This window comes from Hydrosulfovibrio ferrireducens (assembly GCF_046883345.1).
Classification (GTDB): Bacteria; Desulfobacterota; Desulfobulbia; order Desulfobulbales; family Desulfurivibrionaceae; genus Thiovibrio; species Thiovibrio ferrireducens.
On record NZ_JALKCW010000005.1, the window covers coordinates 37,619 to 59,815 of the forward strand.

Annotated in this window: 24 protein-coding genes; 8 read left to right on the forward strand and 16 right to left on the reverse strand. The window is 58.5% G+C overall.

Features of this window, described 5'->3' with window-relative positions:
• The first annotated feature begins 9 nt into the window (after positions 1-9).
• The 3 genes from MWR57_RS01135 to rlmB all read left to right on the forward strand — a co-directional run bounded on the left by MWR57_RS01135 (position 10) and on the right by rlmB (position 1,826).
• Complete coding sequence (locus tag MWR57_RS01135) at positions 10-294, forward strand: DUF370 domain-containing protein (protein ID WP_423122945.1); 285 nt, start codon at positions 10-12, stop codon at positions 292-294.
• Complete coding sequence (gene gmk / locus MWR57_RS01140) at positions 291-914, forward strand: guanylate kinase (RefSeq protein WP_423122946.1); 624 nt, start codon at positions 291-293, stop codon at positions 912-914. The genes MWR57_RS01135 and gmk overlap by 4 nt, the downstream gene beginning before the upstream one ends.
• Positions 915-1,070: 156 nt before the next feature.
• Complete coding sequence (gene rlmB / locus MWR57_RS01145; protein ID WP_423122947.1) at positions 1,071-1,826, forward strand: 23S rRNA (guanosine(2251)-2'-O)-methyltransferase RlmB; 756 nt, start codon at positions 1,071-1,073, stop codon at positions 1,824-1,826.
• Positions 1,827-1,996: 170 nt separating this feature from the next.
• Here the strand turns inward: rlmB and MWR57_RS01150 are convergent, their stop codons facing one another.
• Positions 1,997-2,584, reverse strand: coding sequence for a TetR/AcrR family transcriptional regulator (locus MWR57_RS01150; protein ID WP_423122948.1), 588 nt, complete (start codon positions 2,582-2,584; stop codon positions 1,997-1,999).
• Between the two features lie 122 nt (positions 2,585-2,706).
• Between MWR57_RS01150 and MWR57_RS01155 the strand changes: the two genes are divergently transcribed.
• Positions 2,707-3,108, forward strand: a complete 402-nt coding sequence (locus MWR57_RS01155; RefSeq protein WP_423122949.1) for a hypothetical protein — start codon at positions 2,707-2,709, stop codon at positions 3,106-3,108.
• A gap of 58 nt (positions 3,109-3,166) precedes the next feature.
• Here MWR57_RS01155 and rpsA read toward each other — a convergent pair whose 3' ends face one another.
• The 11 genes from rpsA to MWR57_RS01210 all read right to left on the reverse strand — a co-directional run bounded on the left by rpsA (position 3,167) and on the right by MWR57_RS01210 (position 13,322).
• Positions 3,167-4,396, reverse strand: coding sequence for a 30S ribosomal protein S1 (gene rpsA / locus MWR57_RS01160; RefSeq protein ID WP_423122950.1), 1,230 nt, complete (start codon positions 4,394-4,396; stop codon positions 3,167-3,169).
• A 42-nt stretch (positions 4,397-4,438) separates the two neighbouring features.
• Complete coding sequence (locus MWR57_RS01165) at positions 4,439-4,951, reverse strand: YfcE family phosphodiesterase (RefSeq protein WP_423122951.1); 513 nt, start codon at positions 4,949-4,951, stop codon at positions 4,439-4,441.
• Entirely contained in the window at positions 4,948-6,027 is a 1,080-nt protein-coding gene (locus MWR57_RS01170; protein ID WP_423122952.1) for a pyridoxal phosphate-dependent aminotransferase, read from the reverse strand. The genes MWR57_RS01165 and MWR57_RS01170 overlap by 4 nt, the downstream gene beginning before the upstream one ends.
• Positions 6,028-6,041: 14 nt before the next feature.
• Positions 6,042-6,593, reverse strand: coding sequence for a bifunctional adenosylcobinamide kinase/adenosylcobinamide-phosphate guanylyltransferase (gene cobU, locus MWR57_RS01175; RefSeq protein WP_423122953.1), 552 nt, complete (start codon positions 6,591-6,593; stop codon positions 6,042-6,044).
• Positions 6,590-8,434 (reverse strand): RiPP maturation radical SAM C-methyltransferase, encoded by a 1,845-nt coding sequence (locus MWR57_RS01180; protein ID WP_423122954.1) that lies wholly within the window; start codon positions 8,432-8,434, stop codon positions 6,590-6,592. The genes cobU and MWR57_RS01180 overlap by 4 nt, the downstream gene beginning before the upstream one ends.
• Before the next feature lie 159 nt (positions 8,435-8,593).
• On the reverse strand, positions 8,594-9,268 hold the full coding sequence (gene lolA / locus MWR57_RS01185; RefSeq protein WP_423122955.1) for an outer membrane lipoprotein periplasmic chaperone LolA: 675 nt from the start codon (positions 9,266-9,268) through the stop codon (positions 8,594-8,596).
• Positions 9,265-10,077 (reverse strand): glutamate racemase, encoded by an 813-nt coding sequence (gene murI / locus MWR57_RS01190; RefSeq protein ID WP_423122956.1) that lies wholly within the window; start codon positions 10,075-10,077, stop codon positions 9,265-9,267. The genes lolA and murI overlap by 4 nt, the downstream gene beginning before the upstream one ends.
• A gap of 229 nt (positions 10,078-10,306) precedes the next feature.
• Entirely contained in the window at positions 10,307-10,780 is a 474-nt protein-coding gene (locus MWR57_RS01195) for a Ros/MucR family transcriptional regulator (RefSeq protein ID WP_423122957.1), read from the reverse strand.
• Between the two features lie 294 nt (positions 10,781-11,074).
• Positions 11,075-12,004 carry a diguanylate cyclase gene (locus MWR57_RS01200; RefSeq protein WP_423122958.1) on the reverse strand — a complete coding sequence of 310 codons (930 nt, stop codon included), beginning with the start codon at positions 12,002-12,004 and terminating at the stop codon, positions 11,075-11,077.
• Positions 12,005-12,047: 43 nt separating this feature from the next.
• Positions 12,048-12,917: an HDOD domain-containing protein gene (locus MWR57_RS01205; protein ID WP_423122959.1), complete on the reverse strand. Its 870-nt coding sequence runs from the start codon at positions 12,915-12,917 to the stop codon at positions 12,048-12,050.
• A gap of 81 nt (positions 12,918-12,998) precedes the next feature.
• Positions 12,999-13,322, reverse strand: coding sequence for a hypothetical protein (locus MWR57_RS01210; RefSeq protein ID WP_423122960.1), 324 nt, complete (start codon positions 13,320-13,322; stop codon positions 12,999-13,001).
• Between the two features lie 237 nt (positions 13,323-13,559).
• Here MWR57_RS01210 and MWR57_RS01215 point away from each other — a divergent pair, with 237 nt between their 5' ends.
• A complete protein-coding gene (locus MWR57_RS01215) occupies positions 13,560-13,829 on the forward strand; it encodes an FmdB family zinc ribbon protein (RefSeq protein ID WP_423122961.1) in 270 nt (89 codons plus the stop codon).
• A gap of 6 nt (positions 13,830-13,835) precedes the next feature.
• Here the strand turns inward: MWR57_RS01215 and queA are convergent, their stop codons facing one another.
• From queA to MWR57_RS01230, 3 genes are all read right to left on the reverse strand, one after another.
• The gene (gene queA / locus MWR57_RS01220; RefSeq protein ID WP_423122962.1) at positions 13,836-14,957 is read right to left on the reverse strand and encodes a tRNA preQ1(34) S-adenosylmethionine ribosyltransferase-isomerase QueA; all 1,122 of its coding nucleotides are present in this window, start codon (positions 14,955-14,957) and stop codon (positions 13,836-13,838) included.
• A gap of 54 nt (positions 14,958-15,011) precedes the next feature.
• A complete protein-coding gene (locus tag MWR57_RS01225) occupies positions 15,012-15,212 on the reverse strand; it encodes a DUF2065 family protein (protein ID WP_423122963.1) in 201 nt (66 codons plus the stop codon).
• Between the two features lie 150 nt (positions 15,213-15,362).
• Complete coding sequence (locus tag MWR57_RS01230) at positions 15,363-15,770, reverse strand: hypothetical protein (RefSeq protein ID WP_423122964.1); 408 nt, start codon at positions 15,768-15,770, stop codon at positions 15,363-15,365.
• 582 nt (positions 15,771-16,352) lie between these two features.
• Between MWR57_RS01230 and ispG the strand changes: the two genes are divergently transcribed.
• The 3 genes from ispG to MWR57_RS01245 all read left to right on the forward strand — a co-directional run bounded on the left by ispG (position 16,353) and on the right by MWR57_RS01245 (position 21,537).
• Positions 16,353-17,432 carry a flavodoxin-dependent (E)-4-hydroxy-3-methylbut-2-enyl-diphosphate synthase gene (gene ispG, locus MWR57_RS01235; protein ID WP_423122965.1) on the forward strand — a complete coding sequence of 360 codons (1,080 nt, stop codon included), beginning with the start codon at positions 16,353-16,355 and terminating at the stop codon, positions 17,430-17,432.
• A gap of 186 nt (positions 17,433-17,618) precedes the next feature.
• On the forward strand, positions 17,619-19,343 hold the full coding sequence (locus MWR57_RS01240; protein ID WP_479723928.1) for a proline--tRNA ligase: 1,725 nt from the start codon (positions 17,619-17,621) through the stop codon (positions 19,341-19,343).
• 37 nt (positions 19,344-19,380) lie between these two features.
• A complete protein-coding gene (locus MWR57_RS01245) occupies positions 19,381-21,537 on the forward strand; it encodes a RelA/SpoT family protein (protein ID WP_423122966.1) in 2,157 nt (718 codons plus the stop codon).
• A 104-nt stretch (positions 21,538-21,641) separates the two neighbouring features.
• On the opposite strand, the gene rpmB is transcribed toward MWR57_RS01245, so the two are convergent.
• A complete protein-coding gene (gene rpmB, locus MWR57_RS01250) occupies positions 21,642-21,836 on the reverse strand; it encodes a 50S ribosomal protein L28 (protein WP_423122967.1) in 195 nt (64 codons plus the stop codon).
• Positions 21,837-22,197 lie beyond the last annotated feature (361 nt).

Here is a 22,197-nt window from a genome sequence, read left to right on the forward strand (position 1 = left end):
GGGAAGACCATGGACCAAAGAATGATCAACGTGGGCTTCGGCAACGCCGTGCTTGCCGGCAGGGTGCTGGCGGTGGTGAACCCGAAGTCCTCCCCCATGAAAAAACTGCGGGAAGAGGCCAAGGAACAGCGGCGGCTCATCGATGTGACCGAAGGGAGGCGGACCCGCTCCATCATCATCCTGGACAGCAACCACGTGGTCCTCTCTTCGGTGCAGCCGGAAACCATCACCTTGCGCTTCATGGCCTCCCTCGACCGGCGCGATGACGAGCAGCCGGAAAAGGCGGACAAATGAGCCGAGGCAATCTGTTTGTCATCTCCGCGCCCTCCGGTGCGGGCAAGTCCACCATCCTCAAAAAATTGCTGGCCGAGGTGGACAACCTCGCCTTTTCCGTGTCGCACACCACCCGCGCCCCGCGCCCCGGAGAGAGCAACGGCCGGGAGTACCACTTTGTCGATCGGGCGACCTTTGAAGGGATGCGCGCAGATCAAGCCTTTCTCGAATGGGCCGAGGTGCATGGCAATCTCTACGGCACCAGCCGGGCGGCCATCGAGGCCCAGCAAGCCAAGGGGATCGACGTGTTTCTCGACATCGATGTCCAGGGAGCCCGGCAGCTCCGTGATTGCGGGCACCCTGGCGCCGTATTCCTCTTCATCGCCCCGCCCTCTTGGGCGGAGCTGGAACGACGGTTGCGGGGCCGGGGCACCGATCCCGAGGAAACCGTGCAGTTGCGCCTGCGCAACGCCCGGCTGGAGATGACGGATGCAGAACGTTACGACTATCTGGTGGTCAACGACCAACTGGATGAGGCGGTGGATACCCTGCGCGCCGTGGTTATCGCCGAACGCTGCAAAGGGCGCCGCACCCCGGATGGCCACCCCATTGATTGGGAGAAGGTTAAAGGCGCAAGGTGAAAGGTTCAAGGCGCAAGGCTAAAGGTCGGACCTGCGCTCACCCGGCGAAAGCCGGGTTTCAGTGTTGACCCATCTTCCAGAAATACGGGATCGGAATCTCACACGTTTATCTGCGAGGCCTTGCGCCTTTAACCTTTCACCTTGAGCCTTTCAGCCATGAGCAACCCGCCGGACACTGACGACATCCTCTGGGGCATCCATCCCATCCTCGAACTGCTGCGGCTGCAGCCGAAAAAGGTGCGGGAGGTGGTGATCCAGCAAGGCAAGGGCGGAGCCAAGCTCCAGGAGATCATCGCCCTGGCCCAAGAGCAGGGGGTCAAAATCCGCTTTTTACCCGGCCAGCGCTTCCCCAGCTCTCCGGACAAAACCCATCAGGGGGTGCTGGCGAAAACAGCGCCGGTGTCCACCTGCAGTCTGCATGAACTGCTCAAGAAGGCCAAGGAAGAGGAACAGCCCCTCATCGTGGCGCTGGACTCCATCCAGGACCCGCACAATCTGGGGGCCATCATCCGCAGCGCCGCGGCAGCCGGGGCAACCGGCATCATCCTGCCCAAGGACCGGTCGGCCCCGCTCAACGCCACCGCCGCCAAGGCGGCAGCCGGAGCCATGGCCCATCTCAAGCTCTGCCTGGTCACCAACCTGGTTACCAGCCTGCAGGCCATTAAGGAAAAAGGGTTTTGGGTGTACGGAGCGGCAGGCGAGGCAAAAAACACCGTGTACGGGACCTCCTTCGCAGGCCCCGTCTGCCTGGTGATAGGCGGCGAGGACAAGGGCATGCGCCCCCTGGTTCGCGAGCAATGCGACGAGCTGGTCTCCATCCCCATGGCCGGCAGTCTCAACTCCCTCAACGCTTCCGTTGCCGCCGGGGTCATTCTTTTTGAGGTCGTCCGCCAGCGGCAGGGCCGCCGCTGATCCTGCAAAATCCTGGCTACCAGTACCAGCTCACCGCTTGCGGCGGCAGCGCCAAGGCTCTGCCCCTTTTTGCACACGCCCTGGAAGCCTTTGTCCTGACGAACCCGGTCTCGGGGCGGGAACTGGCCCAAACGGTGCGCAAGGTTTTGGAAGCGCCCGGATAATCCGGCTCACTTCCCGTCGAGCAGCCGCAAAGTCGACATGGAAACCTCCTGCAGCGCACTCACCGGAGCGTCCGCCATGGCCAGCACAACCATCCCCGACGTGGCCGCGGTGATCGCCCAGGCCGCTCCGGCACAATCAAATCCCGCAGGAAATTCTCCCCGCTCCACCCCTTGTTCAAGAACCCGCACCATCACTTCCCGCTCGTGGCGAAACAATGCCGCCACCATGTCCTTGGTTTCCCGGTCATGCTGATAGCGCTCGAGCGCGGAAAGGATCACCAGACATCCGCCGGGCGTTTCCGGGCTGAAGTGAAAATCAATAACAAAGGCCAGCCAATTCTTAATCGCTTCCCGCGCTGACGCCGCCGCCCCGGTAATACTGCCAAGCTTAGCCTCCACCCGACTCACATAGCGGGCCAAACATCTTTTGAACAGGCTGCGCTTGTTGCCAAAGGCGTTGTAGATGCTGGCCCGGTTCAAGCCCATTCCCTTTTCCAGGTCTTGCAGCGATGTTGCGGCATAGCCCTTTTCCCAAAAAAGACGCAATGCCGCCTCCAGCGCCTGGTTTTCATCAAACCCCTTTGACCGCGCCACGGATTCCCCCTACCAATAATTTCTTTACCAATCGATCAAGAAAAACAATTGACACTATAAAACATGACTTATATGGTACTTTATATTGTATCGTTCGGTACAGAAAAAACAGGAGGACATCCATGAAGCACTTCGCACTTTTTTTCGCCGCCCTGCTCCTTATTCCCGCCTTGAGCAACCAGGCGGCCGCTGCTCCCAAAACCCGCTACGACGCCACCACCCAGACCTGCCGGGTTCTCAACGACGGGCCGCTGGAATGGGAAAGCCGCCCCTGGGGCGAGGGCGGCAAGCTCTTCAAGGATGTCTGCAAGAGTTGCCACACCCGCAACAACGATACAGGCGCCCCCTTTCTCTGGGTGGAATCAAAAAACTCGACGGGCTGGAACCGGATCTTTGAAACCCGCTCGCCGAAATGCGCCAAACAAGGCGCCTGGGATGGCATTACCCTGGAACAGCAACTGAAACTCAACGACTACCTGTACCGCTGGGCTGCAAACAGCCAGGATCCTAACGACGGTTGCTGACGCTAAGGTCAACTCTCCCGGTCCGGGAGAAATAGAGCACACAGACCGCACCCCCGGGTTATTTCCCCTGCCCCTTCCCTTTGCCGAACAGATCGGCAAAGGTGCCCATGGGTTTGGCATCCTTCTTCTTTTCCGCGATGTACTGACGAAAATCATCCCGGTTTTCGCCCTCACCCGCGCCTTTGTCTTTTTTGCCCCCTGCCTTGGCAGCCTCACCCCCCTCAGCCTTGGCAGGCAGGGGCAAGGAAAGGGACAACCGTTTTTTCTCAGAATCCACACTGTCGATCTTCACCTCAAGGGCATCCCCCACCTGCACGACCTCGCGCGGATGACTGATGCGCCGTCCCGCTCCCAGTTTGGAGATATGCACCAGGCCGTCGATGCCCGGGGCAAGCGAAACAAAGGCGCCGAATTCCGTGAGACGAACAACCTTGCCGGTGACGACGCTGCCCTCGGGGAACATCCCGCCGATCTCCTCCCACGGGTTGGGCAGGGAATCCTTGAGGCTGAAAGAGTAGCGGTCCTGGTCCCAATCGAGCTTGAGCACGGTGACAGAGACTTCCTGACCCACGGCCAACCGCTCATGGATATCCTCGATCCGTCCCCAGGCGATCTCGGAAACCGGGATCAATCCCTCGATGCCGCCGATATCGACAAAGGCGCCGAAATCGCGGATGGAGGTGATGACCCCCTTGACCGTCTGGCCGACGGCCAGGGATTCTTGCAGCCCCTCCTTCTGCTGGGCCCGCTCCTCCTCGAGCAGAGCCCGGCGGGAAACCACGATGTTCTTGCCGTGCTCGCCGAATTTGGTGATCCGGAAGGCAAATTTCTTGCCGATGTATTCTTCGGCGTTTTCGATCCGGCGCATCTCCATCTGGGAAAAAGGGCAAAAGGCCCGGACGCTGCCGGAAAAGCGCACCTCAAAGCCTCCCTTGGTCTCGCCCGTCACGGTGCCCTCCACTGGAATGCCGTTTTGGCACGCCTCGTCGAGGTGACCGGCCACCGCGCCGCCGCTCACCTTGGCGGTGAACAAACGCTCGTTGTTCTTCTCGGACAGAAAATAAACCTGCACCCGGTCGCCTTCGGCCACAGTCAGGTTGCCCTCTGCATCGGTGAATTCGTTTTTGGCCACCGCCCCTTCGCTCTTGGCGCCCAGATCAAGAAAGATCCATTCCCTGGCAATGCGCACCACGGTGGCCTCGATCTTCTGGCCCGGCCGCAACCGTTCCTTGGTGGTGGCTGCGGTTTCCTGAAACATCTCGGCAAAGCTTTTATCATTATCGGTCATTGTCGTCACACTCACCTGAAAGTTGTTGTTCTCATAAAGACTTCAATCATTAGCAATGGCGGAGCCGATCTCTACCCGCTCCACCTCTTTTGTTTCGCACTGCAGGATACAGAACCCGGGCTGCCCGTCCTTGCCCAGCAGCTCGCCGGGATTGACCAGCAGACACTCGCCGACCTTTTCCACCTGATAGCGGTGGTTATGCCCGCAGCACACCACGTCGAACATGCCCTGGCAGGCGATGCCGCGGGCCATCTGCGGATAATGGGTAAAGGCAAGTTTAAGCCCCCCGGCTTCCACCGCGCCCAGGATGCCGTGGTGGCTGATCGTGGGAAAGCGCAGCCCGCATGACTGGGAGATGACATGCTGGTCGCCGATGTTGTTGCCGTAGATCAGATGCACCGCCCCGCTGAAGCGGGCAAGCTCGTCGAGCATGAACGGAGAGATCAGATCGCCGCAATGGATGATCATGCTCACGCTGTAGGCATTGCAGTATTTCACCGCAGCCCGCAGGTTGAGGATGTGGTCGTGGGTATCGGAGATGATCGCTATTCTCATGGGTTTTCTCCGAGGATCCCGGCAAGCGCGGCGAGACACCGTTCGTTGCGACCGGGCTCTTGCAGCGAGACCCGGAAATAGTGATCATCCAGCCCGGTGAAGTTGCGGCAATCCCGGATCATGATGCGCTGGGCGAGCATGCCCTCCCGCAATTGGGCTGCGGTCAGCGAGCCGGTCAATTGGCAGAGGATGAAATTCGCCGAGCCGGGGATTACCCGCACCCCGGGCAGAGCCGCGAGCCCGGCGACAAAACCCGGCCGGGTCCGGGCAAGAAAGTCGCGCACCGACCGGACATACCCGTCACCATGCTCCAGCAGATACTCCCCTGCCACCTGGGCCATGCGGTTCACGCCCCAGGGCTTGCGGTGTGCGGCAAAGCGGGCCATCTTCTCCTCGCTGGCCACAAGAAAGCCGAGGCGCAGTCCGGGGATGCCGTAAATCTTCGAGGAGGAGCAGAGCAGCAACAGGTTGGCAGGCAGAGGGAACCCGGCAAGGGTTGGCTCATCCACAAAAGGCAGATAGGATTCATCGATGAGAAATTCCGTGGCAGGATGGGCAAGGATGAAATCGAACAACTCCCGGCTTGATACCACCCTGCCGGTGGGGTTGTTGGGATTGCAGAGAAACACCAGCTCGCCCCCGGTCAGGCAACCGGAAAGACGGTTGAAATCAAGGGCGAAATCCTCCTCTGGTTTGAGAAAAAAGAACTCAACCCCAAGCCCGGCCCAGTCGCCAGCCGTCTGGTAGTCGCCATAGGTTGGGGCAACCACCAGGGCGCGCTTGCTCCGGACGCTGGCAGGAACCGCATAGATAAATTCGGTGGTGCCGTTGCCCGCCAGAACCTGTCGAGGGTCGCAGCCGTATTCCCGGGCAAAGAGCCTGACCAGGGTCTCGCTGCCGCTCTCCGGCAAAAAGCTGATCTCCGGCAACTTGTCAATCAGCGCTTCCCGCAGTCCTGTGGGCATGCCCAACGGGGTGAGGTTGCTGCTCATATCGATGAGATCGCCAACTCCACAGCCCAACTGTTTGGCCATGGAAAGAATATCCCCGCCATGGACGCCCTGGGCGCTGATCACGCTCGTCTCCATTTTCAACCCTTGAGCCGCAGGGGCAGGCCGGCTGCGACGAAAACCACCTGCTCGCAGACCAGGGCCATCTGCTGATTGGTCCAGCCGGCCAGATCGCGGAAACGCCGGCCCAGAGGCGATTCCGGCACGATGCCTAAGCCGACCTCGTTGGCAACCAGGACCACCGAGGTGTCGAGAGTGGCCACGGTTTTGCACAACCGGGCGACCTCCCCCTGAATCTTTTCGTCGCTGAAATCCTGCATCATCATGTTGGTAAGCCACATGGTCAGACAATCCACCAAAAACACCTCGGAGCCGGTCTGGTTTTTGTCCAGCACCCCAGCCAGATCCAGCGGCTCTTCCACGGTCAGCCAGCCGATGCCCCGGCTCTGCCGGTGCAGGGCGATGCGCTGGTCCATCTCCGCGTCGTTGCGGGCTTCCAGGGTGGCGACAAAGACCTTGTCTGAAAAATTTTGGGCAACCCATTGCTCGGCGTAGCGGCTCTTGCCGCTGCGGCACCCGCCGATCACCAGTTTTTTCACGGGGAGCTGGGCGATCCTGTGTGTGTTCATCATACACCGTTTCCTGCGGCAGTGGTATGCACCGCCAGGGCAAGGTACCTTGTTCCCTGGACAAAGAGCAACCGTTTTGCCGTGAGTTCCTCAAGAAAAGTTGCCAACTGCGCCGTGTTGAGCTGGGGAAACAGACGGGCAAGCGCAGCGAACTCGACCACTGTGTCGCAGGCAAGATAGATGGCCCGGGAAGTACCGCGCAACCGGTGATGCAGGGTCGCCTGCCCGGGCAGCTCCTGGCGGATAATGAGCAGATTGCCCGCATCCCGGTAGGAAAGCGGCGGAACCAGATGAGCCGGGCTGCGCCGCGCCGCATGAAACCGTTGCCAGTCCCGGATTTTTTTGACCACCGGCTGCCAGAGCCTGCACTGGTGCGCCCTGTCCCCGCGATAGTCGTTGAGCAGCAGGGTCAAGCCCGGCAAGACGTGCGGCGGGAAGAGCTTGCGATTGTGCGGGTGCTGAACAATGGCGCGGATGCCGTAATCTTGGGGATTTTCAGCCACCCCAGAGCCATGGCCGAGGAAAAAAGCCGCACCGGTCAGAGGAGTAAAGGGCAGGACAAACTCAAGATTGGCCAGGGTTTCCGCCACCTCCGCCTCGGTGGACCCGGGAAAGCCGGTGATCAGATTCCCGTCCAGCCGGATGCCCAGGGCAACACTCTCCTTCATCAGGGCCAGGTTCTCCATGACCGTGGCCCCCTTGCGCATCCTTTCAAGCAGCCCCTGGCTGAGCGCCTCGATCCCGGCCTGCACCGCCATCAGCCCGCCCTGCCGGTACCCCTTGAGGGTTTCCCCCCGCTGGTTGACCCGGAGTTCGGCAAAAAAGCGGAAATCCCGTGTGCCGGAGGCCATCTTGGCAAAAAAAGGCGCGGCTTCCCGTCCGGGCAACACATTATCCGTAAAGCTGAAATCAAGGCAGCCATGCCGCTGGGAAAGGGTCAGCACCTCTCGCTCCATCTGTTCCGCACTCTTGCCCCGATAGCCGTGCCATTGGAGGTTGAGATTGCAGAAGGTGCATTTCCCCCACCAGCAGCCCCGGGAAAATTCCACCGGCAACTCCGGCACGAAGGGCTCCCCGGAAAACTCTTGGCGCAGGTCGAGAAAATAATCAGCGTAGTCAGGGGGCGGCAGCTCGGCAAGGGACTTGAACTGGTGGCCGGAGAATGCCTCTTTGTGTGCCTGCTGGTTTCGAGCCAAGACCTGGGGCGCCAGACTGGCCTGGCGCCCGGCCAGCACTTGGCAGAGGTTGGCAAGCACCAGCTCCCCCTCGCCGTGCACCACGTAATCGAGCCAGGGAAACGTTGCCAGCAGGGAACTGCCCATTTCCGCCACACAGGAAGAGCCGCCAAAGACGATGGGCAGTTGCGGCTGCAGTGCCTTGAGCGATCTAGCCGCCAGAAGCGAGGCCAGCAATTGGTTGAAGCAGACGGAAAACCCTACGAGATCGAACCGCTCCCATTCTTGCCGGGCAAGCCAGTGCTGGAGATGCGCCTCCACCTTGTGCCAGAGGCTCTCTATATCATGGTCTCCCGCCGCCTTGCAGCGCCTGAGCCTTTTAGCAAGAAACCCACGCAGCGCCCCGCGCTGCTCCGGAAAGAGCAGGCCGGCGTACAACCCCTCGCAGAGCCAGACATCCTGGGAGATTTCCCGATAGAGGTCAAGGCCAAGGGACTTGGCCAACCCCAGATAGGGATGGAAACAACTCACCTGCACATCCGGCTCGGCCTGGGCCAGATAGCCCTTGAGCGCGCCCAATTGCACGGAGGGCCGGTTGAACAACGCCCAGGGCATGGCGATCAGCCCCAGACGAAACGCGGGGCTCGGCTGGTTTGCGTTTTCAGCCATCCTTGCTGCTCATAATCGCTAGAAGCATTAAAAGTTTCGGCGCCACCGGATCAAAAAACGTTCAGCAGTGGTGCAGATGCGCGGAAGAGGCCTACGAAGTGTGCTGGTGCACACAAGCAGGCCGATGACAAAGCAGATGCGGTGCTGCTGAACGTTTTTTTACTGCTCGATGATTTCCGTGCCCAGCGGCGGGGTGAAAACAAAAGTCTCCGGCGGCACCGGTTCGTTCCGTCTGATATTGGAAAAAGCCAGATCGGTTATGCTGCCGAAATGATCGACAATCTCAAGCCGGCGCACCATAAAATTGTCGTCGATCCAGACATGGAGGTAATCCACTTGCGGATGCGCGGTCTTGGGCACGAGCTTGATCGCCTTCAGGCTTGCATCCCCCTGCCTTTCCGGCGGCAGCACCTTGAAATCGCGGACAATATTGCCGGTGCCGACAAAAAAAGCATAGGTGACATCGGAGTTGATATACTGCGAAACCGGCTGCACGATCATCTGGGCGGAATCGGCAAGATACATGAAGACCTTCTTGCCGTCGCTGATCAACACCTGCTTGTCCGGCGTCTGGTAATCCCAGCGGATGCGGCCTGGCTTAAAAATCACCACCTTGCCCGCGCCCAGCCGCTTACGGGTGCTCATGGGCACCGAGGTGGACTGTTTGAAATCGGCGGTCATGGTTTTGGTCTCTTCATAGCGGGCCTGGAGCTTTTGCGCCAGCTCAAGGGGTGTCGGGGCAGCGCACTGTCCGGCCCCTGGAAAAAACGCCAGGAACATACCGCCAACCACCAGGGAGAGCAAGGGTTTCAGACAAAAAGCAATGCGGTTCATGACAAATGACTCCTGTTAAAGATATCAGAGGCAACTTTTTCCAAGTGAATGGGGCGGCCAAAGACCTTGCGGGCAATATCGACGGCCGCGTCGGTTACGTCGGAAACATAATAATGGCTTTCCCCGTTGCGGTCGATCTGCTGCTCGATGGCCGGATTGTTTTTGAGAAAAAGGGCCACGCTTTCCGCCACCACCTCCGAGGAATCGATGATCGCCACCCGCTTACCGATGCGCGGCTGGATCAGATCCTTCAGCAGCGGATAATGGGTGCAGCCCAGAACAAAGGTGTCCACCTGCCTCAGTCGCAACGGCTGGAGATAACGGCGGAGGATCATCTTTGTTTCCTTTTTGTTCAGCCAGCCTTCCTCAACCAGGGGAACCAGGAGGGGGCAGGCTTGGGAATAGACGGTGTATCCCGGCTGTTCGGCCAGGATCTTTTTTTCATACACCCCGCTCTTGATGGTGGCCCGGGTGCCGATCACCCCGATGCGGCCGGAACGGCTCGTGGCTGCGGCCTTGCTCACCGCCGGGGTGATGACCTCGAAGATGGGCACGGGAAACTCCTGCTGGAGAATCTCGGAGGCCACACTGGCCGCGGTATTGCAGGCGACAATGATGATCTTCGCCCCCTGGCCGAGGAGAAACTCCGTATTCTGCCGGGCATAGGCGATAATGGTTTCCGGGCTCTTGGAACCATAGGGGGTTCGGGCCAGGTCGCCGAAATAGGCAATGCGGTATTGCGGCAAAAGCTGCTCCACAGCCTTGGCCACCGTCATCCCGCCCACGCCCGAATCAAAAATACCGATCATGCTCGTCTCACACAAAAAAAGGAATAGGTGGATTATACACCACCCATGACCCGATGTACAAAATACCGGGACTATGCTGCGTATTCGGGAAAAAGTCAACAGCCATCCCAGCCATGGGGCAACCCCCTGGGCCAAAGGGAGAAATGATTGCCATGACAAAAAAGGAGGGCCTCCGACCCGCAGGTCAGAGGCCCTCCTGAAAGGACCAGATGGGACACCCCTGGTTGGGCTATTTTTTCTCGGCCGCCTTCTTGGCCTGGCCGTTTTTCTTGCGCTTGGCAATGGCCTTACGCAAATTCTCCGGCAGCCCCCGGTCCTTACCGGCTTTCTTGCGCCGTTCGGAAAGGGCCTTTGCGCAGAGCGGCTGCCGCAGAGGAAAACCCCACTTTTCACGGTACTCCCTGCCGGTCAAGCCATGGGAGCGCAGATGTTTTGGCGACAGCATCTTGAATTCCTGCCCGCATTCCAGGCAGACTATTTTATTTTTCTGAATGGATTTTTCAGGGGCCATGCTTGGAGCACTCAGCGCCACGGCAGATCCATCTGGAATACCAGCCTGCAGTTTTGCTTCACCTGCCTGCAACACCTGCAACGCATTAAACGTAGATTGCAAGGCCAGGGTTATTTCCTCTGTATTCATAGCCTTTGAAGCACATTGCGACTGAACCAGATCCGCCGCCATTTCCACAAGTGATTTCCCCATCTTCATATCCTCCACAATTAATCATTACGAGTAAATTTCATACAGAGTAATACGTATCGCAAAACAAATATCAAAGCAAGTTTTTTTAAGCCAACACTCAAGCTCCACAATTACAACCCCGTCAATTTGTCCACCATTGCAGAACAGTTTTCTGCCCTGAACGCTTGCCTCATCATCCGGAAAGAAGCAAGACAAAAAAAAGCACCTGCATCCACATTCGGCGCAGGTGCTGCATCTCTCATCTGTTCCAAGCCACGGTCCGTCCCCATGTTTCCGGATAGAGCAAACCGGGTGTTATGTCTCCCGCCGGTCAATCAGATAGTTGCTGCCATCCATTTTTTTCACGCAATGCTTGAGCTGCGAAGCAACAGAAGAAACCTCGCCGTAATGGGTGTATCTGCCGTCGCCGGTGGTCACCGCGGCAATGGAAAGGCTCAAAAGCCCGAAACGGGTCTCGCGGTCCTGGCGGTCGCGGCCGACAAACTCGCCGACGGCAATGTCTTCCGCGCTCAAGAACATGTTCCGCACCAGATCGAAATTGAGCAGAATCTTCTTGCAGACCGCTTCCACCATCTCTTCCCGGACGATGAACACAAAATCATCCCCGCCGATATGCCCGACAAAACTGCCTTTCCTGGCCAGCTCATCCACAACGTTGACCATGACCCGAGCCACCATGAGGATCACCTCATCCCCCCGGGAAAAGCCATACCGGTCGTTATAGGGCTTGAAGTTGTCGATATCCACATAGCAGACCGCGTAACCGTCCGATTCCCCGAGCACCCGCTGAATGGCGCGAATAATCGAGGTGTTGCCGGGAAGCCGGCTGAGGGGATTATTATCAAAAGCCCGGATCATGCGGGATTCGGCAAGGCGGATCCGGGTGAGCAGGACTTCGGGGGTAAAAGGCCTGGTGATGATATCATCCACCGGATAGTTGTCCCAGTCCAATTCCACCTGAAGCTGGCTCTCGTCGACAACCAGAAAGATGGGGATGTTGGCCTTTTGCAGACAAGCCTTCACGGCCCGGATCAATTCGACATCACCGTTTTTGCCGGAAAACCCTTTTTCCGTCACCAGCAGATCCGGCGGATCTTCCAGAACCTGCGCCAGGGCATCATGGAGATTGGCGCAATGCTTCATGGTGTAGCCCTTGGCGTCAAGGAGCAGCCGGCATTCCGGCATGATCAGCGATTCGCTGCCGGCAATCAGGATACGGGACATTTTCGCCGCGCCTTGGGCTGGAATCGCAGAAAAGAGAAAATCCTCATGCCGCTCCTTCCTGGCCGGTCTGGATATCGAGGCTGAAGCCCTTGACGTCCCAGAGCTTTTCCTCCACCTCCCGCAGCAGCGGATCAATATCCGCCGGGGCAAGAGCGAGCAGTTTCCAGGCCTTGTTGTTCAGCGGCGGCACCCAGATATCCCCGGCATGGCCGTAGCCAAGCCCCCGGATCATGATATTGGCGAAATGGACAATGGCGCTGGCCTGCTGTTCCTCCTTGGCAAGATGAGGATCGTGGTGGCAGGCGATGGGCTCGACCAGTTTGTTGGGCAGATTCCAGCTCTTGGCAAGCCAACTTCCCACCTCGGAATGATCAAGGCCCAGGATCTCCCTTTCCGCCTCAAGTCTCGAAATCTTTTTTTCCTGGGACAATTCCGTAATTTTTTCGTATTCCCTGGGCAACTCCATCTTGATGGCAACCTTGCCTATGTCATGGATAAGCCCGGCGGTGCTGATCTCTTCCGGATCTTTCACCCCCAAATGCCGGGCCAAGACGTTGCAGACCACGGCGCAGCCCAGGGAATGCTCCCACAACTCAACATCCTGCGCCTCCATGACCTCAAAGATGGAGGCGCTGATGATCAAGCTCTTGATAACATTGAACCCCAGCAGGATGATGGCGCTGTTCAGGGAACTGATCCGCTGCGGAAAGCCGTAAAACGCCGAGTTCACCAGCTTGAGCAGCTTGCTGGCCAGGATGTGATCCTTACTGATCACCCTGCCCATCTGCTCCGTGGTCGTATCCGGATCCTCCGCCATCTTGCCCAGCTTGGCAACAATACCGGGCAGGGTCGGCAGATTTTTTATCTCCCGCAGCACCTTTTTGAACTGGGCACGTTTTTGCTCATCCATCATAAGCCGCCATTCAGAATGTGTACCATTGCCCCCTCGCACACGGCATGAGGGGCCGTAACGACAGGGGAAAGAATATGCCGGTTATTTCGCGGCCGCCTCAGTATTCCGAGCGGCTGCCAGCTTTGCCTGAATCCTCTTCTTGAGATACATGAGCGGGGCGATGTCTTCAACCCGCTGAAAACGCACATCGATTTCGTGCAATTCCTCCTGCAGGGTTTTTTCTCCCTCCAGGATCACGGGATGCCCTTCCACGGTCACGTCAACGATGTCCATGCCGATCAAACGCTCGATCAGGGCCGGGGTCAAAGCCGTTCCCGCCCCGCAGAGCACCATCCCCTCGGGGTTAAGGATTTCCTTGGCCAGAACCATTCCCGGACCAGCCTGGGCTATCAATATTCTCTGCACGCCTGTTCCTCTTTATGTATTTCCGGGACAACCCCTTCCCTCAATCCCGCCGGGGAATCCGACGCTAGACATTGACAGATCCATCAAGCGGCATTAAATTATACCGCATTTCGGGGAATGCCCATATCGGAAAGTATAGCAAGTTTACAGATGTTTCGCTGGAAACAACAAAAAAAATTGTTTCCAGCTCTTTTTTTAATGTTTCACCGGACCGGACTGAAAACGGAGGGACCAGAAATGCCTATCTATGAATACCAGTGTGAGGCCTGCCAGGATATAATCGAGGCGCAGCAGAGCCTGTCCGAAAAACCGCTGACCACCTGCCCCGCCTGCACGGGCACCCTTAAAAAGCTTATCTCCCGGAGCTCCTTCCAACTCAAAGGCGGGGGATGGTACTCCGATGGCTACAGCAGCACCGGAAAAGCCGCCTCATCCTGCCCGGCGGCAAGCTCCGACGCAGCCCCGTCCTGTGCGGCCAAGGAAGGCTGCGCCTGCAAGTGCGACTGAGGAAAATCACCTGAGCGGGGGATGCCTGGTAATCAAGACCATGGCGTCCCCGTAGCTGTAAAATCTATAGCCTTTTTCCACCGCCTCTCCGTACGCCGCCAGAATCTTCTCCCTGCCCGCCAAGGCGCTGACCAGAAATAACAGGGATGACTGCGGCAGATGGAAGTTGGTGATCAGGTTGTCCACCACCCTGAACTGAAAGCCCGGATAGATATAGAGGTCGCAGAAGCCGCTGCGGGCTGCAACCCGCCCGGTATCCCGGGCGGCAAACTCCAGGGCCCGCACCGAAGTAGTGCCCACCGCCCAGATCCTACCCCCTGAAGCCTTTGTTTCGTTGACCAGCGCGGCGGTCTCCTCGGAAACCATGAGATATTCGGCATGGATCGCATGCTCCCGGATATCCTCGACCCGCACCGGGGCAAAGGTGCCGTAGCCGACATGCAGGGTGACCTGGGCCACGCGAACCCCTTGCGCCTGAATCCTTGCCAAAAGCTCAGGGGTAAAATGGAGCCCCGCGGTGGGTGCAGCCACGGCGCCGGGACTTTCGGCATACACCGTCTGATAGCGCTGCCGGTCTTCTTCGCTCTGCCCTTCCTCCCTTCGGATATAAGGAGGCAGGGGCATCTGCCCATGCGCGTCGAGAAGCCCGGCCAGATCTCCGCGAAAATGCAAGGCAACCCGCACCTTGCCGTCGGGGAGCAGCTCCCGCACCGTGCCGACCAGATCCTCGGAAAAAAGCAGCTTTCCTCCCGGCTGCGGCCGCTTGGCGCTTTTCACCAGCCCCACCACCTCGGCCTGTTGCCAGCCATCGCTCTCTCCTTCTGCCCCCTGTGGTTCCGGCACCGGATATTCCAGGATCAACAGCTCCGCCTTGCCGCCGGTCTCCTTCCTGCCCAGCAACCGGGCCGGAAAAACCCGGGTGTTGTTGACCACCAGAAGATCCCCTGGCGCAAAATAGTCACAGAGGTCGGCAAATTGGCGGTCCCTGGTCTCTGAGGTCAGGCAATCCACCACCAGCAACCGCGAGGAATCGCGGCACCCAAGGGGATGCTGGGCGATATTCTCCTCGGGCAGGACGAAGTGGTAGGAGGCAAGAAAAAAATCAGCGTTGCTGGTCATGGATTCCATTTGCGTTTACTGGTACGGGGAAGGAGCGAAAAATCGGAGGAGCCGAACTCTGGGTCAGGGAAACAGCCCGGTTCGCTGGGTGAGATAGCAGAGTAGCAGGCCAAGCCCAAGGGCAAAGAGTCCCGTGGCCCGCAAGGCCCCGGCCTCCATCTGGCCGATTCGCGCCAGCCACCGCTGCATGGCCTCGGGAAAAAGGACATAGGGAATCGCTTCCAGAATAAAGACCAACCCAAGCACGGTGACAAGAAGTTTCATGGCCGCACCCTACCAGCCGCCCAGCTTTTTTTCAAGGCCAGGATGACCAACGAATTGCATCAAAAAAAACCAGTCACCCTCCCCCGCATCCACAAAAGGAAACCGACCGGGGCGCGACGGGCTCCCTTTTTGTTGGTTGTTCTTGTTCGGTCACCTCATTTGTTGGCCTTGTACGAGGCATTTCGGATAGCGATAGCGGTCTTGGGGAGGGGTCTGGTTGTTGTACATGAAGCAGACGCCTTTCACTCGCACGCTCTTGTCGTTGAGCAGCGTGTAGCGGCAAGCGTTCATCAGGTCCGGATGCGATAAGGGCTGGTTCGGGTTGCTGTTCCGGTAGCAAAACCAATCGCCCCTCTCGGGGAAGAATTTGCCGACATCGTAATTGCCGCCCATACTGGAGCGACAATAGTTGTGCACAAATCTGTCAGGGGTATAGATGCGAAGATCGTCGGTGATGGCGTCGCAACTCATTTTCTGAATCCCTCGCGCCTCGCAATCGGCATAGGTCGTGAACAAAAGGCCGACGGTGAGGGCGACAAGTGCTGTAAGATTCTTCATGTGTTCCTCCTTTGTTTCACTCGGTTGCCTATGTGGCAAGGTCTTTTTTTTATCTGATTACCACTAATCTTCAGCCAGTTCTTTAACGTCATTCCCGCGCAGGCGGGAATCCAGAGGAGTTAGCCAGATGGCCTGGATTCCCGCCTGCGCGGGAATGACATGGTTGCGCCAGACGAACAATACAAAAAACGTTACTTATCAACACGTTGCCCTACCAGGCTTGAATGTTGGCTGAAGTTCGATGGTAATCAGATTTTTTTAAGTTACCGCACTTGGGCTCCATATGGGAGTTCCGGGGACAGCACATGAAACTACCTAATAACATCAGGGTAATCCGTGTTTTCTCCCCAAACATAGACATATATGTTGTTGCCTATCCTAGTAGCGGTTTGTTTTGGTTGTCAACGGCTTTTTGTTAGGCAAAGAAAACAGGGGTGCTCCCTTCCCACGTCGAAGTAAATTCCAGCAAACCGAGTTTCATGCGCTGACATGCTGTGCGTGCTGAAGAATGTATCTGGTCGTGTTACCTCCCCGGCAAAAGATGGATGCAGGAAGAAAAGCAACCGTGTATAATCCCGCACCATGATAACCCGTAAAAAAACACGCCAAATCAAGGTGGGCAACGTAGCGGTGGGCGGAGACGCCCCCATCGCCGTGCAGTCCATGACCAATACCGACACCCGGGATGTGGCTGCCACCGTGGCCCAGATCGGGCGTCTCACCGAGGCGGGTTGCGAGATCATCCGGGTGGCGGTTCTGGACCTGGAGGCGGCCGCGGCCATCACCCGGATTCGCGAACAGATCACCATCCCGCTCATCGCCGACATCCATTTCGATGCCCGGCTGGCCATCGCCAGCATGGAGCACGGCGCCCAGGGCATCCGGATCAATCCCGGCAACCTCGGCGGCCCGGACAAGCTGGCCAGGGTAGTGGCCGCTGCCAAACAGCACCTTGTGCCCATCCGAGTGGGGGTCAACTCCGGCTCGGTGGAAAAAGATATCCTGGCGAAACACGGCCATCCGACGCCGGCAGCATTGGCGGAAAGCGCCCTGCGTAATGTGCGCCTGCTGGAGGAGCTGGATTTTGACCAGATCAAGATCTCCCTCAAGTCCTCGGACGCCCTCACCACCCTGGAGGCATACCGGCTGTTGTCCTCCCAATGCGACTACCCTCTGCATCTCGGGGTCACCGAGGCGGGCGGCCTCATTGCCGGCACGGTCAAATCCAGCGTGGCCCTGGGCATCCTGCTCTACGAAGGCATCGGCGACACCTTCCGCATCTCGCTCACCCGCGATCCGGTGGAGGAGATCCGGGTCGGCTTTGAACTGCTCCGCAGCCTGCACATCCGCGAACGGGGGCCGGAGCTGATCTCCTGCCCCACCTGCGGCCGCTGCCAGGTGAACCTTTTCTCCCTGGCCGAGCAGGTGGAGCGCCATATCCAGAACATCGAAACGCCTCTAAAAATCGCGGTCATGGGCTGCGTGGTCAACGGCCCGGGCGAGGCGAAAGAGGCCGATATCGGGGTGGCAGGCGGTCACGGGGTCGGCATTATTTTCAAGAAAGGCCAACTGTATAAGAAGGTGGCAGAGGACAAACTCCTGGCTGTTTTCCTGGCCGAGATCGACGCAATGATCGAAGAGGCGCGCCAGGACGGCGCATAATTTGTAAATGTTCAGCAGCACCGCATCTGCTTTGTCATCGGCCTGCTCATGTGCAACAGCACACTTCGCAGGCCTCTTTCGCGCATCTGCGGTGCTGCTGAACATTTACATCTCAAAAATTGAGTCATATTTTTTCGTTCCCAATGAACGAATCACCATAATCCATAACTGCTTACCAGGTGCCCCATGCGTTTTTCCCAACTGCTCATCCCCACCCTGAAAGAAACCCCCTCCGAGGCCGAAGTGGTCAGCCACCAGCTCCTGCTCCGGGCCGGATATATCAGAAAACTCTCTTCCGGCATTTACTCCTACCTGCCCCTGGGCCTTGCCGCCATCCGCAAGGTCGAGCGCATCGTTCGCGAGGAGATGAACCGGGCCGGGGCCCAGGAGCTGCTCCTACCCATGGTCCAGCCGGGGGATCTTTGGCAGGAGTCGGGGCGCTGGGAAAAGTATGGCCCCGAGTTACTGCGCTTCACCGACCGGCATGGGCGCGAAAGTTGCCTCGGACCCACGCACGAAGAGGTGATCACCGACCTGATCCGGTTCAATGTCCATTCCTACAAGGAACTGCCCCTGAACCTCTACCAGATCCAGACCAAGTTTAGGGATGAGATCCGGCCCCGCTTCGGCCTGATGCGCGGCAGGGAATTCATCATGAAGGACGGCTACAGCTTCGACGCCACCGAGGAAGGGGCCGACGCGACCTACAAAAAGATGCACGAGGCCTACCACCGGATCTTCAGCCGCTGCGGCCTGGCCTTCCGGGCCGTGGAAGCCGATACCGGCACCATCGGCGGCAGTTTCTCCCACGAGTTCATGGTCCTGGCCGATACGGGCGAAGACACCATCGTGATCTGCAAGGGGTGCGAATACGCGGCCAACATGGAAAAGGCCCGCTGCCAGACCCCGGCCGCGCCGGCCGCGCCGCCCCTGCTCGCCCTTACCAAGGTCGAAACCCCGGGCAAGAAAAAGGTGGCCGCGGTCACGGAATTTTTGAAGATTTCAGCCAAGGAGCTGGTCAAGACCCTGGTCTACATGGCCGAGGACAAGCCGGTGGCGGTCCTGCTCCGCGGCGACCACGAGGTGCAGACGGTCAAGCTGGCCAATGCCTTGGGGGTGAACACCGACAACCTGCGCCTGGCCGACGACAAGGAGATCTTCGACGCCACCGGCGTGCCCAGCGGCTATCTCGGGCCCATCGGCCTGAAAATCCCGGTGCTGGCGGACGAAGAGCTCTCCCGGATGCACAACTTCGCCATCGGTGGCAACGAAAAGAACTTCCATCTGCTCAATGCCAATCTGGGCCGCGACTTTACCCCGCAGACCATCACCGACCTGCGCCAGGTCACCGGCGAAGACCGCTGCCCGCTTTGCGGCGGCAGCCTTGAGCTGACCCGCGGCATCGAGGTGGGGCATATTTTCAAACTGGGCACCAACTACAGCGAGGCGCTCAAGGCAACATTTTTGGACAACCAGGGTACGGAACAGCCCTTCATCATGGGCTGCTACGGCATCGGGGTCAGCCGCACCGTGGCCGCATCCATCGAGCAGAACCACGACAAGGACGGCATCATCTTCCCGCTGCCCATCGCGCCTTTCCAGGTCATCCTCTTGAACCTCTCCCCCAAGGACGAGGCGATCACCGGTGCAACCAACGAACTGTACGGCCAACTGGGCAAGGCCGGGATCGAGGTACTCTTGGACGACCGCGACGAGCGGCCGGGCAGCAAATTCAAGGACGCGGACCTGCTCGGCATCCCCTACCGGATCATGGTGGGCAAGGGCTTCAGCGAAAAGGGGGAGGTGGAGATCCGAGACCGGGCCACCGGCAACACCCTGAGCCTGCCCCTGGCCGAGGCCGAGGCAAAAATCATCGACCTGGTTCGTGGCGCGCTGACTCCGCCACAATGACCAGGGATCAACCGACACCATTACCGCCGGCAGCCGCATGGTTACCATAGAAGCAATAGTCGAACGGGCCAGGGGCTACATGCCCGAGGAAGATCTCGCCCCGCTCATAAAGGCGCATGAATTTGCCACGGAATGTTATTCGGGCAAGCATCGCCTTTCCGGCCGGCCCTTTCTGTACCACGCCCTCATGGTCACCGACATTTTGGCGACCATGCGCCTGGATGTCCCCACCCTCTGCGCCGGACTCCTGCACGGCGTGCTCAAGCATGCCGCCGATCTCAAGGGCACGGAGAAAACCCTCCGCGAAACCTTTGGCGACGATGTCGCCAATATCGTCAGGGGCGCCACCAAGATCACCGATGTCCAGTTCAACAGCCACCTCGCCTACCAGGCGGAAAATATCCGCAAGCTCCTCCTGGCCATGTCTTCCGATATCCGGGTTTTGCTGGTCAAACTGGCCGACCGGTTGCACGACATGCAGTCCCTGCGGCATATTCCGCGCGACAAGCAGGTGGAATTCGCCCAAGAGACCATGGAGCTCTATGCCCCGCTGGCCAGCCGGCTGGGCATAGACTGGCTCAAGCGGGAGCTGGAAGACCTTGCCTTTTCCCATCTCCATCCCGACGAATACGAGGATCTCGCCACCAAAACCCATACCTCCCTTGCCGATCGGGAAACCTATGTGGATGAGGTCAAGGCGCTGCTCAACCGGAAACTGGCCGAGCATGGCCTCAAGCAATTCCGGGTACTGGGCCGCCCCAAACACCTTTACAGCATCTACAAGAAGCTGGTGGCCCAGAATATCCCCTTCGAGAAGGTCTACGACAAGGTTGCCTTCCGGATCATCGTTTCCTCGGTCAAGGAGTGCTACGAGGCCCTGGGCATCATCCATTCGCTGTGGCCCCCGGTGGATGGGCGCTTCAAGGATTTCATCAGCACCCCGAAGAACAATATGTATCAGTCGCTGCACACCTCGGTGGTGGGGTTGCGCGGGGAGTTCATGGAGGTGCAGATCCGCACCGAGGAGATGGATCAGGTCGCCAAGGAAGGCATTGCCGCCCACTGGGCCTACAAGGAAGGCAAGGCCATCACCTCCAAGGACGCCAGGCTTTTCAAATGGCTCAAGCAACTGGTGTCCACCCTCCAGGAACTGGAAGACCCCAGGGAGTTTCTGGATGCGGTCAAGGGCGAGCTTTACGAGGAAGAGATCTTCGTGCTGACCCCCAACGGGGAGGTAAAGGAATTTCCCAAGGGCAGCACCCCCATCGACTTTGCTTACAGCATCCATACCGAGGTGGGGAATCGCTGCACCGGCGCCAAGATCAACGGCATCATCGCCCAGCTCAAAACCCAGCTCAAGAACGGCGATCTGGTCGAGATCCTCACCTCGCCCAAGCAAAAACCGAACCGCTCCTGGCTCGGGCTGGTCAAAACCGCCCGGGCCAAAAGCCGGATCCGCCAGTGGCTCAACCAGGAGGAGCGGGAAAAAACCCTGCAGGTCGGACGGGAAATTTGCGATCGTGAGCTGAAGCGGCACAACCTCAGCCTGAAAAAGCTGATCAAGACCGGCCACCTCCGGGAGCTTCTCAAGACCCTTGCCTGCAACTCCCTTGACGACCTCATGCGCCGTGTCGGCTCAGGAAAAATGACGGTTCAGACTATCATCAAGGAGCTGCAACCCGAGGAAATCAGGGAAACCCTGCCCGAGGACATTGTGCCGGAAACAACTCCGGCCAGGGGAGGGAAAAAACAGGACAAGGACAACATCATCCTGGTGAGCGGCGCGGACAATGTCCTCACCAAGATCAGCCATTGTTGCATGCCGGTACCCGGCGACGAGATCGTGGGCTTCATTACCTCGGGCCGGGGCATTTCCGTGCACAAGGCTTCCTGCCCCAACCTCGCGGCCTCGGACCAGCAACGGCTTATCGCGGTCAACTGGGCGGAAAACATCAAGGCCACCCACCGGGCCCAGATCCAGGTTGTCGCCCGGGATCAGAAAGGGTTGCTGGCCACGCTCAGCAATGCGATCAGCCACGACGACGCCAACATCCTCACCCTTGAAGCCACAACCTCAAGCGGCGGAATCGCCAAGCTTTCCATAATCGTTGAGATAAACAGCCGGGAACATCTCTTGCGCCTGTTGCAGCATGTGCAGCAGCTTGACGGTGTCCTGGAGGCCAGAAGAGCCTAGGGGCGTTGGGGCTGCTCCAACCCCGGGATTTCCCGAAGACAAACAAAAAAAAGCCCCGGCTTCTTAACGGAAGCAGGGGCGGGGAACATCAATGTCGGAGAATATCAGGCAGGCTTGACCACGGCGCCGGAACGGATACAACGGGTGCAAACACGAACCTGCATGCCGTTACCACCGGAGGTGGCCATTCTAACCCGCTGCAGGTTCGGCAGCCAACGCCTTCTGTTCTTGTTGTTGGCATGGCTGACATTATTACCGGTGGTCGGGCCTTTTCCACAAATCGCACATTTTTTTGACATGACAAAACTCCTTTACACCCAGAGGGTATAAGTTTCGTACGAGCAGGCAAGCTGCTCAACTCAGCTTTAACAAACCGCGCCAGCGGGTATCTTGAAATCACCAGACAGAGACAGCCTGAGTTCTTCCGGCCGATCCCTTTTCAAAGAGGAAAATGTATACACCTTCTCCCGGAGCTTGACAAGTATTTTGTTCTCTTTTTTTATCCTTCGGAAGAAAACGCGGCAGGCGCAAAAAGATCGGAACAAACCAAAAAAAGGAGTGTCTCACCTACAGACGGACTCACTGGCCATGCTTCCCGATGCCCTGGACAAAACCCGGCGTCCAACACCGCCGAAACCCATCTGGAGATGGGACGCCCCC